15 protein-coding genes are annotated in these 16554 nt (G+C 35.2%); 6 read left to right on the top strand and 9 right to left on the bottom strand.

From position 1 onward, the window contains the following. On the top strand, positions 1-2997 hold a 2997-nt coding region (locus B0A75_RS20035), incomplete at its 5' end, for a helicase-related protein (RefSeq protein WP_262490117.1). 23 nt (positions 2998-3020) lie between these two features. Here the strand turns inward: B0A75_RS20035 and mobC are convergent. Beyond that, on the bottom strand, positions 3021-5048 hold the full coding sequence (mobC, locus tag B0A75_RS20030) for a conjugal transfer protein MobC (RefSeq protein WP_089056042.1): 2028 nt from the start codon (positions 5046-5048) through the stop codon (positions 3021-3023). A 212-nt stretch (positions 5049-5260) separates the two neighbouring features. Here mobC and B0A75_RS20025 point away from each other — a divergent pair, with 212 nt between their 5' ends. Next, positions 5261-5818, top strand: a complete 558-nt coding sequence (locus B0A75_RS20025; protein ID WP_089056041.1) for a hypothetical protein — start codon at positions 5261-5263, stop codon at positions 5816-5818. A 27-nt stretch (positions 5819-5845) separates the two neighbouring features. Here B0A75_RS20025 and mobB read toward each other — a convergent pair whose 3' ends face one another. Both mobB and mobA read right to left on the bottom strand, forming a co-directional pair. Beyond that, the gene (gene mobB / locus B0A75_RS20020) at positions 5846-7144 is read right to left on the bottom strand and encodes a conjugal transfer protein MobB (protein WP_089056040.1); all 1299 of its coding nucleotides are present in this window, start codon (positions 7142-7144) and stop codon (positions 5846-5848) included. A gap of 1 nt (position 7145) precedes the next feature. Then, positions 7146-7583, bottom strand: a complete 438-nt coding sequence (gene mobA, locus B0A75_RS20015; RefSeq protein ID WP_089056039.1) for a conjugal transfer protein MobA — start codon at positions 7581-7583, stop codon at positions 7146-7148. 666 nt (positions 7584-8249) lie between these two features. On the opposite strand from mobA, the gene B0A75_RS20010 reads away from it, so the two are divergent. From B0A75_RS20010 to B0A75_RS20000, 3 genes are read left to right on the top strand one after another with little or no spacing between them, the layout of a single operon-like run. Continuing rightward, positions 8250-9017 carry a ParA family protein gene (locus tag B0A75_RS20010; protein WP_089056038.1) on the top strand — a complete coding sequence of 256 codons (768 nt, stop codon included), beginning with the start codon at positions 8250-8252 and terminating at the stop codon, positions 9015-9017. Between the two features lie 5 nt (positions 9018-9022). After that, positions 9023-9427 (top strand): DUF3408 domain-containing protein, encoded by a 405-nt coding sequence (locus B0A75_RS20005; RefSeq protein WP_089056037.1) that lies wholly within the window; start codon positions 9023-9025, stop codon positions 9425-9427. Positions 9428-9429: 2 nt separating this feature from the next. After that, a complete protein-coding gene (locus B0A75_RS20000) occupies positions 9430-10062 on the top strand; it encodes a conjugal transfer protein TraD (RefSeq protein ID WP_089056036.1) in 633 nt (210 codons plus the stop codon). A gap of 1448 nt (positions 10063-11510) precedes the next feature. On the opposite strand, the gene B0A75_RS19995 is transcribed toward B0A75_RS20000, so the two are convergent. The 6 genes from B0A75_RS19995 to B0A75_RS19970 are packed head-to-tail and all read right to left on the bottom strand — an operon-like array spanning position 11511 to position 15829. Next, positions 11511-12209 (bottom strand): outer membrane beta-barrel protein, encoded by a 699-nt coding sequence (locus B0A75_RS19995; protein WP_089056035.1) that lies wholly within the window; start codon positions 12207-12209, stop codon positions 11511-11513. 10 nt (positions 12210-12219) lie between these two features. After that, positions 12220-12756 (bottom strand): hypothetical protein, encoded by a 537-nt coding sequence (locus B0A75_RS19990; RefSeq protein ID WP_089056034.1) that lies wholly within the window; start codon positions 12754-12756, stop codon positions 12220-12222. Between the two features lie 12 nt (positions 12757-12768). Beyond that, a complete protein-coding gene (locus B0A75_RS19985) occupies positions 12769-14175 on the bottom strand; it encodes a DUF3570 domain-containing protein (RefSeq protein WP_089056033.1) in 1407 nt (468 codons plus the stop codon). 30 nt (positions 14176-14205) lie between these two features. Next, positions 14206-14412, bottom strand: a complete 207-nt coding sequence (locus B0A75_RS19980; RefSeq protein ID WP_089056032.1) for a DUF4266 domain-containing protein — start codon at positions 14410-14412, stop codon at positions 14206-14208. Positions 14413-14426: 14 nt separating this feature from the next. Further along, the gene (locus tag B0A75_RS19975; protein ID WP_089056031.1) at positions 14427-15404 is read right to left on the bottom strand and encodes an FAD:protein FMN transferase; all 978 of its coding nucleotides are present in this window, start codon (positions 15402-15404) and stop codon (positions 14427-14429) included. Then, complete coding sequence (locus B0A75_RS19970; protein ID WP_089056030.1) at positions 15404-15829, bottom strand: thioredoxin family protein; 426 nt, start codon at positions 15827-15829, stop codon at positions 15404-15406. Before B0A75_RS19970 ends, B0A75_RS19975 begins: the two co-directional genes overlap by 1 nt. Positions 15830-15906: 77 nt before the next feature. Here B0A75_RS19970 and B0A75_RS19965 point away from each other — a divergent pair. Further along, positions 15907-16554, top strand: a 648-nt coding sequence (locus tag B0A75_RS19965; RefSeq protein WP_208861289.1) for a hypothetical protein, incomplete at its 3' end; no start/stop codon positions are given.

Raw genomic sequence — 16554 nt, 5'->3', positions numbered from 1 at the left:
CAATATAACCGGAATTTGCACACGGAGAATACGGATGACTTTTCAATTAATTGTGATACCAAAAATATCCGTATAACGGAAAAGTATGCTATAAAATCCCAAAGCCGGACTTATGACGGAATTACACTGCTTAAACATGGTCTGGTAAATACCACTCCTGATATTACCAAAAAAGTAATGCATGGTGATCAGGAAATAAAGGTTCGGGATATGGAAGCCATCCAGATGGCCAATACTAAGATTGACGAAATCCGTAAAGCGTTTTGTGAATGGCTCTATGCTCAAAATGATGAATTTAAGAAACGACTGACCGATAAATACAATGACACCTTTAACTGTTTCGTCCGTCCACAATATGACGGCAGTTATCAGAACTTTCCCGGGCTGGACAGAAAAGCACTCGGGATTGAAGATCTGTATTCCAGCCAGAAGGATGCGGTATGGATGATCAAACTAAACGGGGGAGCCATCTGTGACCACGAAGTGGGTGCAGGAAAAACACTGATTATGTGTACGGCTGCCCAGGAAATGAAACGCTTGGAATTGGCACACAAACCTATGATTATTGGCCTGAAAGCCAATGTTCACGAAATAGCAGAAACGTATCGCAAAGCATATCCACATGCTAAAATATTATATCCAGGCAAAGAAGATTTTACACCTCAAAAACGCCTGCGTATTTTCGGGGAGATTAAAAACAACAATTGGGATTGTATTATCCTGACCCATGACCAATTCGGGATGATACCGCAATCACCGGAAATGCAAAAAGAGATATTACAGGCAGAACTGGATAGTGTTGAAGAAAACCTTGAGTCATTGCAATCACAAGGAAAAGAAATATCACGTGCCATGCTCAAGGGAGTTATCATACGAAAACAAAATCTCGAAGTCAAACTCAAAACACTCCAGCATGATATTGAAAACCGCAAGGATGATGTAGTCGATTTTAAAATGATGGGCATTGACCATTTGTTGGTGGATGAAAGCCATCGTTTCAAAAACCTGATGTTCAATACCCGCCATGACCGTGTTGCAGGACTCGGTAATATGCAGGGAAGCCAGAAGGCATTGAACCTGCTATTTGCCATTCGCACTATACAGGAACGAAGCGGAAAAGATTTAGGAGCTACTTTTCTTTCTGGAACCACCATCAGCAACTCGCTGACCGAACTATATTTGTTGTTTAAATACCTTCGCCCGCAGGCATTGGAAAAACAAGGTATCAATTGCTTTGATGCATGGGCAGCTATTTATGCGCGAAAGACTACCGACTATGAGTTCTCAGTAGCCAACAATATTGTTCAGAAAGAACGTTTCCGATATTTTATCAAAGTACCAGAACTGGCTCAGTTTTACACAGAGATTACGGATTACCGCACAGCAAAAGATATTGGTATAGACCGACCTCAGAAGAATGAAATACTGCACAATATTCCACCAACCCCACAGCAGGAGATATTCATCCAAAAATTAATGGAGTTTGCCAAAACGGGGGATGCAACACTATTGGGAAGATCAAAATTATCTCCCTCCGAAGAAAAAGCAAAAATGTTAATCGCTACCGACTATGCCCGTAAGATGTCGTTAGATATGCGTATGATCAGTCAGAAATATGATGACCACCCAGATAGTAAAGCCTCCCATTGTGCAGTAAAGCTGGCGGAATATTATTCTCGATTTAACGCTCAGAAAGGAACCCAATTTGTATTCTCCGATTTAGGGACCTACAAACAGACTGAGTGGAATGTGTATTCGGAAATCAAACGCAAGCTAGTAGAGGATCATGGAATTCCAGCACATGAGATACGTTTTATTCAGGAAGCAAAAACCGACAAGATGCGCAAGGAGTTCATCAGCGCTATGAATGAAGGGAAAATCAGGATACTGTTTGGATCAACCGATATGCTAGGAACGGGAGTCAATGCCCAGAAACGTGCAGTTGCCGTACATCATTTGGACACGCCGTGGAGACCGAGTGATCTGGCGCAGAGGGATGGCAGAGCCATCCGTAAAGGCAATGAGATTGCAAAGTTTTTTGCAGATAACAAAGTTGATATAATCATCTATGCAGTTGAAAAGTCTTTAGATAGCTACAAATTTAACCTGTTGCACAATAAACAATTATTTATCGATCAGCTCAAAAATAATAGCCTCGGAAAACGTACCATTGATGAAGGCGGTATGGATGAAAAATCGGGAATGAATTTCTCAGAATATGTCGCCATTCTTTCCGGCAATACCGATTTGCTGGAAAAAGCCAAATTGGAAAAAAAGATTACTTCTTTAGAAAGCGAAAGACAGGCTTTCAACCGTTCCAAGTCTATGTCAAGATATAAACTGGAAAATAGTACGGCAACCCTTGAATCTGCAAAATCCCTAATGGAACGAATGTCCATCGATTGGCAGAATATTGAAAAACGCATCCAGAAAAATAAGGACGGCACAATATTGAATCCTGTCAAACTCATTGGATTACTCCCGGATGCGGATATAAAACAGATTGGTCAAAAGCTCAACCTGCTTGCTGATAAAGCACGCACAGAGGGACAGTATGAGGACATCGGTACATTGTACGGATTTACACTTTTGGTAAAAACAGAGGCTTCACAAAAAGAAGGGATTACTATTAGGGATAACCGATTCTTTATACTAGGAGAAGGCAATATCAAATACACCTTTAATAATGGGCAAATTGCGAACGATCCTAAACTGGCATCTATGAACTTTTTAAATGCACTGGAAAAACTACCGGGATTGATAAGACAGGAACAGAAGAAGATAAGTGAGATTGAAAAAGATATCCCTGTCCTTGAAGAAGTAGTAAACACTGTATGGACTAAAGAGAATGCATTAGGGGAATTAAAAAACGAATTGGCGGCACTGGAAAGGGAAATACAACTATCAATTACGCCGGAACAACAAGTACAAGGCCCCGAACAAAAACCGCAAGAGGATCAAACATCGCAGCCTCTTCAGAAAGTAAAAATCTCCTGATTGCAGCTCTGAAAAAAGTGTGTTTATTTGGGAGTATCCCCTTTTTTATCATTTACCTTTGGTACCAAATGTTGCAGGTCGGGATCATTTTTAATTCGCTCGAGTTCATCCGACACTATCCCAATAATATCCTGTTTGATCTGTTTGTAGTTAGCCTCAATTTCAGCTTTCATCATATCTTCTCCCTGCTCATTTACAAAAGAGAGTATCTCCGGGATTTTCTGATACGTTTTGGTTTCAGCAGCGACTTTTTCATTATCTACAACAATCTCCGCATGAAAAATCTTTTGTTCGATACGTTCATCAAAGTTATCGGAAACGGCTCCAACAAACATTCCCTGTGTCAGCGTAGAGATTTTGGAGGCTGGAATCAGGCTTTCCAATTGTGTGGAAATGGAAGTTGATTTATCATTCCGATTGATTGTCATACTTTGGCGTCGCTGCAATATTTTACCGAAACGTTCCGAAAGGCTTTTAGCAGTTTCACCTACAACCTGCCCGCTAAAAATATTCCCTACGGTATTTTGAATTACTTTACTTTCCTTATCTCCATAATCTCTTGTCAATTGCGAATAATCCTGAAATCCCAGACATACTGCCACCTCATTGCTTCGTGCAGTGGCAATCAGATTGTCCAACCCGCGAAAATATATTGTGGGCAATTCGTCTATGATTACCGAACTTTTGAGCTGTCCTTTTTTATTAATGAGTTTTACAATTCTGGAATTGTACAATCCTAAGGCAGCAGAATAAATATTTTGCCGATCAGGATTATTTCCCACACAGAGGATTTTAGGGGCTGCGGGATTATTGATATCCAGTGAAAAATCATCACCTGTCATTACCCAGTACAACTGTGGCGAGATCATCCTTGACAAAGGAATTTTAGCAGAAGCAATCTGTCCCTGTAGCTGATCTTGAGCGCCGCCCTGCCACGCATCCATAAATGGAGAGAGATAATTCTCTAATTCGGAATATGTGGTCAAAATTGTAAAGACGTCTGCGTATTTTTTGTTGAGCAGTTCAATCGCGTGAGGAAAAGTGCAATATTTTCCATTATCATAAATCTTCAAAAACCAAATAATAGCTGCCAAAAGGATAATCGGGCTTTCGACGAAAAAATCACCCTGCTTCTGTATCCATGAACGGTTTAGGTTCAGCATAATGGTATATGCTGATTCATAGGCATCGGAGATGTCGGTCATGAAATCGGGATTTATAGGATTGCATCGGTGGCTTCTTCTCGGATCATCAAAATTGATTACATAAAACTTTGGTTTGACTTCGTATTTATCGGTATGTTTCAATAGATGGTTGTAAGCAATGGTTGAGAGGTCATCAAACTTAAAATCATAGATATACATCGAAAAACCTTTTTCAATTTGTTGCTTAATGTAATTGTTTACAATAGCATAGGATTTACCGGAACCAGGTGTACCTAATACAATAGTCGCGCGGAAAGGATTTACAATATTGATCCAGCCATTGTGCTGTTTTTTTTGATACCAGAATTTGGTTGGCAGATTGACAGAATACTCATTTTGCATCAACAGGGTTTCCTGCATAAAGCTTTCGTTTTCGGTATTAAAGACATCGTCCATGAGGTTATTTTTGAGTAACCTGCTCATCCATACACCGGACATCAGCAGGGAGATATACCCCAGACTCAGGGTAAAAATATATAAAAATGTAGCCATTTCTACAGGCAGCCTAAGTAATGGAGTATTGAGAAAGAAAAAAATAAAGCCTATCGTAAGCGCTATATAAATTTTTCTCCAAGTTATCTTTTCGTTTTTCACTCCCTTACTGCCCAAACAGCTTAACGCCAGAAGAACCAAAGCAAATAGTTTCGTATACAGCGTATGGGAAAACAACCCGGCCGTTCGCTGAAAGTTTCTCAATATTTTATCAATAATAGATAATGTCCATTGTTCTTCTTTGAAGAATCCATAACAAAACCAATAGCAGTGCATCAGTACTAATAAAATACTTACGGCACGCATAAACTCCATAATCTTGGCCAATCCCCTTAAGTCATCTTCTCCCTGCATTTTCTAATTATTAAATGTTCGGGCGTGAATTTAAAGGCTGTGCAGCGTGGCTATAAAAATGTGGCAGGCATTGGAGGTGCGTGGCAGTGTTTGGCGTTAAGTGGTTCCAATCAGGTTGAGATTTTACAACGATTTTTTTATTAAATTTATAGTCCTGAAAATTATTTTGGGTATCTCATCAATTTAAATATCAACATTAAAGAAAAAATAATATGAATTACTATAATCCTGATATTGATCCAGGTGAAAGTGAACAAGAATATGAAGCCCGGAAAAATGAAGAAAGTAAATCTGCAACAGGATTAATGTTTGGTATTGCTGGGGTTTTTATTTTCGTCTTAAAAATGGCTGCTATTTTCGGTATTTTCTTTTATGCCGGATTTTTACTGTCTCAAAAGCTGTGGGGAGAAGAAACCAACAAATTCAAAATTTGGGGTTTCTCCATATTATTTACCTACCTTATTTTCTGCTTCATTTATTTCTTTAAAGGAACCATCATCGGATTGCAGGCAAAGAACCAGAAGTTATGGATATTACCGTGGGTAATTTGTGTGTTATTATGCTGTATTATCCCCTCATTTATAGTAAAATCATTGGTTGCTGGTATGTTCAGTCCGACAGAACGCCAGGGTATATTGTGTATTGGATTTAGTTGGGGAGCATTTATACTTTTTTCATTATACATCTATGGTATTTATCAGTTCAAGACACCAACTGCTCCGAAGATTTTGCACTGGAGTTATGCTGGGGGATTGAAAGTGTCATCATAATCAAGAGTTCATAATGAACAACAAAACCTATTGACCTCTTTTACGTTTCCTTTTCTTCTTCATCTTATTGGCAAAATCCTGTTCCTGGTAATCTTCTCCCTGAGCTTCTGGTAATAACCCACCGAAACATTCTATAATGCTATGTCCATCGTCAACTTGCACAGGATCTTGATTGCTTAGGAAATCAAATAAATCGTGTGGTTTGTCAGCAGGTAAAATTTCGAATACTGTTTTGGTTAAAATTGTTTCTGTATCCTCAGTGTTTTTGACTTGCGGTTGTATCCCGTTATTCCACCAGTCATTGAATACATTGGCTGAGAGTTCTTTTCCCAAACGTGAACCATTCCATACCATTTTGGAATTGTGGTCAATAAATGTAATTCCATAAATACGTCCGGTATGATTTCTGCGAATAATCACATTAATGCCTTTTTCAGTCAGCTGTTTTTTAAAGTCCTGTTCGTCAGTGGTCGATCGCAGAGTCGTTTCAATTGCTTTCCTGATGGATAGTTTCGCATCACTTTCTTTAAGTGCTTCTGTGGACGCTATAAAATGATTTTGAAGCTCGATATATCCTGCACTTTTTCCAAAAAGAGATGCTTTAAACGGGTTACTTGCTTTTTCTCCATTTTCATTCAGGGCAAAATAGACCAGTCCTTGTTTGGGCTGCCCGTGCAGTTCTCCCTTGACCTCTTCTGCTGTAATATTAAACAGGGACAACAAAGCATTGTATTCTCCCAAACTTTGGAACTGATAGTGTTTAGGCAGATACCGTACCACCGAAGCGATTTGGCCTTTAATGTCATTGGTTTTGTAATTCACGAGGCGGAATGCATTCTCGTTTTGTTTGTATTCTTTGTCTGTTGCGCAGGCTAATCCGTATTTTCGTTCCAGCTCACGGCATATATCCATCGAACGTTTACGCTCATAACTATCCGAAATTTTCTTGCCTTCTTCATCCACACAAACCGAAACGATATGAATGTGGGTACGCTCAATATCAGTATGCTTGAACACTACGAAAGGTTGTTCTCCATATCCCATTTTTTGCATATACTCCTGTGCAATAGCATTAAATTTTTCATCACTGACATTGTCCTTTGGATCCGGATTGAGGGAAATATGCAACACTGTTTTCTCCGTTTTACGATTCGCCAGCAAATAGGGCTCAAAAGAGCGGAACATTTGAGCAACAGAATAATGACCATCTGGAGTTTCCACCATCTTATGGGTAAACAAAATCTGTGCATTTTCTTTCTCAACTTTCAGTTGATTATAAGAAAGCACACCCGCTAAATTTTGTCCCCTGCCGATTTTAGCTACCATATCATTCGTTTTTTTTGAAATATTTTGTTTCAAATTCTCCTGTAAGCTGTATGATCTGCTGACATAATCCTGCCATTTCAGTGGTATGCTTTTCAAGTTTATAGAGATAAGCGGCGGCTTTTTTCTGCGAAAAATTGCGATAAAGCAGCTTTACAATCTGGTTATAATTCACTCCAACAGAACGAAACTGACCGTATAAATTGGTCAGCCGCATATAATAATCCATGGTAGCCTTGTCAACTTTGATGGTCTTAATGGTCTTCTGAAAGATACAGGCAGTGATAAAATGTGCCATTACATTCATTTCTGATTGTTCAAAAAGAGAAAGAAAACGGGCGTTTTCTTCAGCACTTAATGAAATGGAATATCGAAAGACGGCTGGATCCTTTTTAGGATTCCGTCCTGATTTCCTTTGTTGTCTGTTATTGCTTTGGTCCATAAAAATCCAGTTATAAAATTATAAACATCGACTTCGGAGGATGTTTTTCAGCCCCCGGTAGGGCAAGTTGTTTTGAGCAGCGGAATTCATTTCGAGCAGCTCAAAACACAACTTGCTCCTTTCGGGCGAAAGGAAAATCCGCCCTTCGGGACGGATTAAATAAAGCAGGGAAAAACTGCTTTAAGCTGGCCATCATACAGCCTGATATATCGAAATACTTTCCCATAAAATCATTAATAAAATTCCATTTACAAAGTAAACCACAGGTAATGAAACAATAGCACTATTAAATAGTGCCAAATAGCGCCATTAAAAGCCAATACAGGACAGTTTGATACAAGACTGTATGTATCAGTATTCCTTTGTATAAGCATTCAGCTTTAAGTAAGTATATACAGGCGTCGGTATGTAACTGCGTAATTACACAAATGAGTACAGTTCTAAGGAAAAAAGTGCAGTAGTATTAACATACAGGTTTAGATATATAGATCAGTAGATAGAACCATAAATACGGATGTAGATAAATAAAACTATAAGGATATAAGACAATATGTAATTCTTTACACCAATACTTACAACTGACTGCATTGAGATATAAAAGTAGTTCCGTATATCCGGATACAAGTAAATAAGAACATAAGTGAAGAACTAAAAACAATTATACAGATGGACATAAAACACAAACCTTTATTTATTGCCTTTTCTACACAGAAAGGAGGCGTAGGCAAAACAACCTTTACGGCACTTGTTGCCAGTATCCTGCATTACCGTTTGGGTTATAACATAGCGGTCTTCGATTGCGACTTTCCCCAGCACAGTCTAATACAGATGAGGGAAAGGGATTTAAAAACCGTCATGCAAAATGATATGTATAAAAAGTTGGCACATCGCCAATTCAGCACCATCAACAAAAAAGCTTATCCGGTTATCCAATGCAAAGCAGATGATACCATGAAACAAGTCGAAAACTTTCTACAATCCTCAACAGTCCAGATTGATGTGGTTTTCTTTGATCTACCAGGAACCGTCAATACACCTGGAGTATTGACAACGCTGGCCAGCGTCCATCATATTTTTTCGCCCATTACAGCAGATCGTGTAGTGATTGAAAGTACGCTCAGTTTTACCGACGTACTGACCAATATATTGATGAAAAAGGGACGGACATCCATTGAAACTATCCGCCTGTTTTGGAACCAAGTGGACGGAAGAGAAAAATCACCACTTTATGAGGTGTATGAAAAAGTTATTTCAGATTTAGGACTTACCCTTATGCAGTCATATATCACAGATAGCAAGCGTTTCCGAAAGGAAGGCGAGGCAACTGCCAAATCCGTATTCCGATCCACTTTATTACCACCAAATGAAAAGTTGATGGCGACTTGCCGACTGGGTTCATTTATGGAAGAATTTTTGAGAACCGTTCAATTGTAAGCTTTATGGAAAATCAGGATAAAAAGAAAACCAATCCAGCTATTGACGAAGAGTTCCTAATGTCCATGATGGCTGGTGAGGAAAAACCAAAGGAGTCTGTACGGACAGAAACGCGCAAAGAGTCAATGTTGGAAAAGGCCGTATCTAAAGAAAAAGCAAGGGCACAGAAAACAAGTGAAGTGAACTATGAAAAATTATTTTTTACAAATCCGGATACCAATGCCCGTAACGGAAAGTCAGTATATATTCGCCCTGAATTTCACGAAAGGTTATCCCGTATTGTACAAGTTATAGCTGAAGACAAACTTACTATTTATGCCTACTTGGATAATATACTGGAATATCACTTTCAAGAGTTTGGAGAGCAGATTATTACTAGTTTCAACGAAAAGTATAAACCCATTTTATAATTATGGAAGCACTAATTGTCATATGCCTTGTGATTGTGATTGTATTACTGTTACAAGATAAAATTGTCGACGGAAAAAGAACGGAAAAGAAAGCAGTCCAAGAAAAATCGGTAGTCAATTTATCCGACATTATGGGCTTGTCAAAACCAGCAGCAAGACTTTCGATGCCAAGTAATGCCATTGTAAGCCAGATTGAAAAGCCAGAAAAGGAAATAGATAATTTTGATATTGAAATCGGAAAAGAAGATTTCGACATACAAATTCCGCAGGAAGAACTAGATGATTTTTTTGGAGAAGTACCTAATTTGGAGGAGGAAGAAGATGAATGGTACAGGTACAGACTATTAAGTGGAGAGGACGGTTTTGCCACAGGGGTTACCTTTCAAGAACTAGGCACCGTGGGGATGTTGCTCCAACAAGAGAAACTGGAGTCATCTCAAGAGCAAGAAGCAGCAGAAATAGTTCACAAAATACAGGGAACTGAACTCTTCAGCCTACTAGAAAACTCTATGGAGAATGCTTCTCGAAAAATAGCAGTGCTATTGAACAGGAGCATTTTTAGGGAAATTGATTCTGGTTCTTCCTCTTTGCGGAAAAATAATCTGGAGGAGTTTGATATTGGGGAGTTTATATAACCTCCAATATTTTTCTTTAATCCCTAAATAAGAAGTACAAACTCTTCGGCTATATTCCTTATCACTTTTGTGTGTATCTGATGTGCTTAGATAATTACCAACAATCAGTTCCTTTATTTCAAGTTCAGAATTAAAGTTGCTTTTCTATTTACCTTGAAAGTTTTATATAAGTCACCAATAGCATCTAACTTTTAAAATATTCGACCAAAATGTAGAAAAAATTAGATTAATTCCGGAAACCTCTTTTATGCAATTGTTTATTAAGAAGATGTTTTTTTCTGATTTTTGCATCTTTAAACTCTGTTGTTAAATAGTTGTTGTTAAATAATAGCCACTTTTAAGCGAAATCCATAGTGTATTTTTTATTAATGTTTGCAAGGATTTCATCGATAGTATTATTAAGAGTGTTCCCAATTTAAATAATCATTATGTTGTAGCCACTCGTATTTAATTTTACGTTACAGAATTTCAATACGATTTAAGCGGGGACTATAAGTTCGTAAATATCAAATATACAAATCCTGTCCGTCCTATTCTGCTCTCTTTTTCTGAAGAGCTTTATCAAACACAGTGATTTTTTTTGATTTACCTCTTTGATAAAGTCATCAATAAACCCAATTACTAATCGGGGTTCATTGAGCCTAGTATATCATAACTAATGAAGTGATTTTTTTGTTGACAAGAGTTAAAACAAATTGTGTCTTTTAGAATTTTGAGGAGCAATTCCTTTGTATATTCCAATAGGTAATAGGTTTCCAGTAATAACCTTTGAGAATATTCAAAACTACTAATCCATCTATTTGTTAATTGTGATACCACGAATAAATTGTCCGAACACTTACTTTATAATTAGAAGTCGTTTTTTTATGCCTAAACCTTCAGCTATTAATAAAATACATTAAAATCGATTACATTTGCCAGTCTATGAATTTTTAACATCAGCCAATGATAAACAAAAGGGCCGATTATTTAACAACAACTATTTATCTTAAGCCTATTTTTCTAAAAAAAATAAAACCTTTAGCTTAATTTCTCTTGCTTTTATTTTTGAAATAAAGGCATTTAGTTTTCTTTAATAGAAGATGTCTTTGTTTTTTTTTTAGCCAATTCATAAAGTTCAAAACCTTCTTTAGATTCTGAAATATAATCAGCATAATCATCACTTTACTTCGAGTCTATTTCTTTGTTTCTAGCCGAAGAAATTCCTTTTTGATAATTTTCTTCTATTTTTTTTTAATGTTATCTAATACAGCATTCCTTAAATCTCTTTGCACAAAATTTAAGGCTAAATATTCAAAAATCGACTTTGTCACAATCGAATAACCTTGTGTTTACCCCAAATACAATTTATCTACATATTGCTTAGCAATAAATTTGGTTAGTATTATAGTAGATATAATCTTCGCTTTCTTTGTCATTGATTTTCGTAATCCAATATAACCATAAGATTAGATAGAGAACCCATATTTAAAGGACAATGAAAAAATTTGTCCAGTAGAATTATATGATATTTCTTCTGTCAACTTGTTATTAGTATAATGCTGTATCTCTCCATTAATAATATCTCCATTAATAGGATGATAATACTTTAATCCAACCATCCAAATGTTTTCATTATGAAATCTCCCTTTAATTCCAATTTCAGGTATGACGTTAAAACCAAACTTAATTGATTTTTCCGTTTCTGCAGTAACATATTCCTTAGAGTTACCATCTTTTCCATTTAAACTATTATAATTTAAAAAATCAACTGAAAATTTTGTCCCAATATAAAATTGAAGATTGGTATCATTAGCATCAAAAGGAATGTCGTAATACCCTCCTACAAAAGCAGAAGGAAAATATTGATTATTCTTTATTTCTAAATTACTATCTGGTTTTTTTCCACTTAAACTCCAAAAGCGGAAATTTTGTGCAATTCCAACTTCAAAAGATATTCTATTATCCCATTCTAAAAAAACAGAAGCAGCCACTCTAATATTATGATTTTGCTCCTCTCCACTAATAATAGAAGTTGGAGCTATCGTTAATGATTGATAATTAGTAGTTAATAAACCTCCATCCAATTCTGCTGCGATAAAGATTCTGTCCTGAGCAACTAATAGCGATGATGATAACAAAAAGAATGATATAAAAATTTTGTACATAATATTTTTTTTATTTTTTTTCTAAATTTATTGAACTCTTTCCTGTGTTTAGAAATTCACATTTACTAGATATTAACCTACCTTCTAGTTTTTTACAATCTTTAATTTTAAATTCATGTTTATTATAATCACAAAATTCACATTGAGAATTACGCAAATTTATATAAGCAATTCCGGTATTTATAACTAATCTATCATTTTCAAAAGTTCCAATACATTTATAGCGGGCTTCTACATGTTCTGAAAACCAAACAGTTGAAGGATCATCAGGATGAACCATTTTTAAATGAGCAACTACATTTTTAGTTTTTGAATCATAAGAGATTATTTCCAATTCATAATTAGAAGTTGTATAGCAAGACTTTTCGCTGTAAAAAGTCCCTCCCCAAAGCCCAATAATAGAGCATCCTGAGTTATTATTATCTGGTTCCTCAGGTATTGAGCCCTCAATATTTGTACTATAAATAACTTCAAGGCTATTCTCGGAGCAAGAAACTGTAATTAAATACAGTAAAGCAAAGGTAAAATAATAAAAAATTCTATTCATAAAGTTCAATTTTTAAAATGTAAATTTTGTGTTTATTACTATATTATCGGCATTAAGTCCTGTTGTTCTTTGATAATTACTATATCGAACCTCAAAACTTTTAAATATAAATTTATTATTAGAGGAACAATTGATTTTAAAAATTCCATTTACTGGGGAAAGTTTAATCCCTAATCCAATTTTTCTACTTGTAAATTCGGACAAATCGTAATCAGAAGTATAATAAATATCCTTGATATTATGTTTTCCATACGGTTTAAAATAATCACTTTCAGATTGTATATAATGTCTATAAAAGGGGTAAAGCGTAACTGATTTTGTAGCTTTTACAGGTAACTCTAATTCTACTGTATACCCATTTACTCCAAAATCATCGAAGTAGTATTGACACCCCATCTTCATTATCAAATGATTTGTAACAAAATAATTAAATTGAAGACCAAAAGCTGTTTTAAGTCGTTTTCTTGGTAAATTCTCAGAGCGAACCATTTTTTTTGATTCCTTTTTTACCCCATCATCAAAATATACTCTTTGAAAAGGAATACTTAATAATCCTGATTGATATGTGAAATCTGATATAAATGACATGTTTATACGCTGATTAACATTAATCAAATAACCAAATGCAATATTATAAGTATAACGAGTATCCGTTTCGAAATCAGTTTTAATAGCAACGTTTTCTTTAAATTTTGAATATCCTTCATCCTTTGCATAGTAGAATTGATTCTTTTTTCCTTTATCATGATGATCATCATCGTCGTCATCGTCGTCATCGTCATCATCATCATCATCATCGTCATCATCATCGTCATCATCATCGTCATAATCATCGTCATAATTAACTTTATTTCTTATTTCTCCGGGATAAACAAGTAACCACCTGTCTCTAAAAATCTTAGTCTTAACAGAAAATGTCTTATTCTTGTCACTTGTAGATTTAGAAAAATTCAATCCTAGATTATACGATGTTACGTCAAACTCTTTAGAAAACCCAATATTAAATCCTAATAAAGCCTTGTCTTCTAGTATTCTTTCAATATATCCAAACGAAAAGTGCTTCCTAGTTTCCGATGCTGACATTGGAGCTTCTTTTCCTGTCGGAGAACTTGCCCCAGTTGAATATTTGTCTATGTTTGAAGTTGATGCAGAAGTATAGTGATCTATTCCAGCAACAAGATTTAACAAACCTGTTTTACCTAGTGATGTATTAATTATAATCATAGGAGCCTTATTTTCTAAAGCTTCAGACCCTAATCCACCAGTTACGGCAGCATTATTACCTTTCTGTTCATAATAATCGTACAGTATATTAATTTCGGTAGGATCTAGTTTAGTTGAAGTTTCTTGTGAAAAACCAATTGTGCAAGTGAATAGTAGAAAAATTTTATATATCGCTGTTTTTAATTCATTCATCATAACCTTTTTAAAATAATAAATTCCCTTTCCCTAATTACAACCACAACCTCCTCCAGTTTTACCAGCATTTACAGCTGAAGAGGCCTCTCGGTAACTTTGATAATTACTTTCAAAAGCATGGGTTTGTGATACTGGCATCTGCATATCTTCATCGTTTATATATACTTTTTGATACGGCTTTACAGATTGACAACAGGTAAATAATGAGCCAATGAGTCCTAATAATAAAAATTTCATATGCTTTTAATAATTTATTTATTTTTTAATCCATTAGAATAAAACAGTTCGTTATTGTCATCCAAGAGCAAACACTCGACTCCTTTTAATTGATTAACAAAAGAAAGCCCTTTTTTTACTCCCATTACAAAAACAGCGGTATCTAATGCGTCCGACAATTCTAGATTATCACAAAAAACCGTTACACTTTGCAACCCTTTAGAAGGCCAACCTGTTTTTGGATCTATTGTATGTCCGTGCCTTACACCGTTAATAATTATATAGTTTTCATAATTACCCGAAGTAGAAACGGATGAATTATGTATATTAAACCAGGCAATATCATTTTTCGAGTGATCCGGATTTTTAATTGCTATTTTCCAAGTTTTATTCTCTGGATGATCACCCCAAGTTGTAATGTCTCCAGAAGCATTTATTAACCCAGAAACCACTCCCATTTTAATTAATTTCTCTTTTACTTTTTCTGCCCCATACCCTTGGCCAATACCTCCAAAACCAATTTTCATACCTTTCTCTTTTAGAAAAACAGTTCTATTTCCTTCGTCTAAAATAATATTCTTATAATTGATTTTTTCAATTGATTTCCTAATTGTTAAACTGTCAGGAATTTTTTCCATCTTTTTATCAAAATACCAAATTTTATCAATTGACTCAAAACTTATATCAAATGCTCCGTCAGTCATTTTTGAGATATGATTACATCGTTTTATTAAATCAAACAACTCTCTGTCTACTTTCACAGGAGCTATTCCCGCATTTTTATTAACGGCAGAAGTTTGCGTATAATCTCTCCAAGAAGATAGTAAATCTTCTATTCTCATCACTTCTTTGAGCGCTTCCGCTATAAAAAAGGCTCCTTCTTGTTCGGAACTTGCTACCACAGCAAATTCAAAAAAAGACCCCATTAAATTATAATGTGTTTTCTTATAGATTTTTTGAGAAAAAACTATTTGCCCTATCAGCAACAAGATAATAAGTATATTTTTTTTCATTATTGTATTTGATTAATATAAACTTCCGCATCTTCACCTCTGTATCCTTCCAATGTTTTCTGAACTATACCTTTTTCATCTAAAATCAACACATAAGGAAAAATCCCATTTGGGTTATACTCCGCCGCTATTTGCTCTCTATACTTAATTTCATTTTTATTAATATTTGACTTATTCCTTGGAAAATCAATACTAACTAAAACCATATTAACACTACAAAATGCGCGAAAAGAATTACTATCTAAAACATTTTCTTTAAGCTTCATACAGGATTTACACCAATCTGATCCCGAAAAAATTAATATCACCTTTTTATTTTCGGACAAAGCAACATTTAACCCTTCTTTAAGATTTGAATATGTTTTATTTTCTTGAGCTCTAGAAAACAGAGAGAAAAACATTAAAACGACTACAAATATTTTCATAATTTTTTTTTTGCAAAACTAGACATTATTTTTATTAAGTCTAAATAAAAAACGATATTTTTGTAAAAAAAATAAACATGAAAAAAATATTATTTTTAATTATTGTAATATATACATCTACTACATTCTCTCAAACTACAACAACTGTGGGAGGCTCGCCTATTTGTGGTTCAACTACCTCTAGTGATGTTCCCGCAAACTATGATGGATTTTCAGGTACTAAAAGTTGGGCAGGAATGATTTACAAATCAAGTTCTATCAATAGTAATGGTAAAATCACAAAAATAGGATTTGTTGTAGACTGTGTAACATCAAGTAGATGTACCTTTAATTCTGCGCTTAACCAAAAAATATACTTAGGTGAAATAGACGAGAGTACGTTCAATACAAATCAAAAACCAGACGTTAATTTATTAACAAAAGTATACGAAGGAACCATTACCTGGACTAGAGGGTTACAATCTTTAGGAGTAGAATGGATTACTATAACACTAAGTACCCCTTTTCAATACACAGGTACAAAAAACTTAATTATTGTTTTTGAAAACAATAATAATACTGCACTAGGTGGTATGTTTTCAAGTTGCGGTTCCAAACCGAGATTTTTGATTAAAAATGGAGATCAAAATTCAACAATTTATAAAAACTATAACATGTTTTCTAACACAGGGAGTAGAGGAAAACAATTGCCTATAATACAATTGACCATAACTCCAAGCACAACA

Origin of the sequence: Flavobacterium oncorhynchi, from assembly GCF_002217355.1 — a bacterium.
GTDB classification, from domain to species: domain Bacteria; phylum Bacteroidota; class Bacteroidia; order Flavobacteriales; family Flavobacteriaceae; genus Flavobacterium; species Flavobacterium oncorhynchi.
This window is presented reverse-complemented; position numbering and strand designations above follow the sequence as displayed.

Bases quoted from the DNA above. Each gene is read 5' to 3' on its own strand.
- mobB (WP_089056040.1), bottom strand. From the start codon at position 7,144: ATGGTAGCTAAAATCGGCAGGGGACAAAATTTAGCGGGTGTGCTTTCT.
- B0A75_RS19975 (WP_089056031.1), bottom strand. From the start codon at position 15,404: ATGAAAAAAAATATACTTATTATCTTGTTGCTGATAGGGCAAATAGTT.
- B0A75_RS20000 (WP_089056036.1), top strand. From the start codon at position 9,430: ATGGAAGCACTAATTGTCATATGCCTTGTGATTGTGATTGTATTACTG.
- mobA (WP_089056039.1), bottom strand. From the start codon at position 7,583: ATGGACCAAAGCAATAACAGACAACAAAGGAAATCAGGACGGAATCCT.
- B0A75_RS20010 (WP_089056038.1), top strand. From the start codon at position 8,250: ATGGACATAAAACACAAACCTTTATTTATTGCCTTTTCTACACAGAAA.
- B0A75_RS20005 (WP_089056037.1), top strand. From the start codon at position 9,023: ATGGAAAATCAGGATAAAAAGAAAACCAATCCAGCTATTGACGAAGAG.
- B0A75_RS19980 (WP_089056032.1), bottom strand. From the start codon at position 14,412: ATGAAATTTTTATTATTAGGACTCATTGGCTCATTATTTACCTGTTGT.
- B0A75_RS19995 (WP_089056035.1), bottom strand. From the start codon at position 12,209: ATGTACAAAATTTTTATATCATTCTTTTTGTTATCATCATCGCTATTA.
- B0A75_RS19970 (WP_089056030.1), bottom strand. From the start codon at position 15,829: ATGAAAATATTTGTAGTCGTTTTAATGTTTTTCTCTCTGTTTTCTAGA.
- B0A75_RS19990 (WP_089056034.1), bottom strand. From the start codon at position 12,756: ATGAATAGAATTTTTTATTATTTTACCTTTGCTTTACTGTATTTAATT.
- B0A75_RS20025 (WP_089056041.1), top strand. From the start codon at position 5,261: ATGAATTACTATAATCCTGATATTGATCCAGGTGAAAGTGAACAAGAA.
- B0A75_RS19985 (WP_089056033.1), bottom strand. From the start codon at position 14,175: ATGATGAATGAATTAAAAACAGCGATATATAAAATTTTTCTACTATTC.
- mobC (WP_089056042.1), bottom strand. From the start codon at position 5,048: ATGCAGGGAGAAGATGACTTAAGGGGATTGGCCAAGATTATGGAGTTT.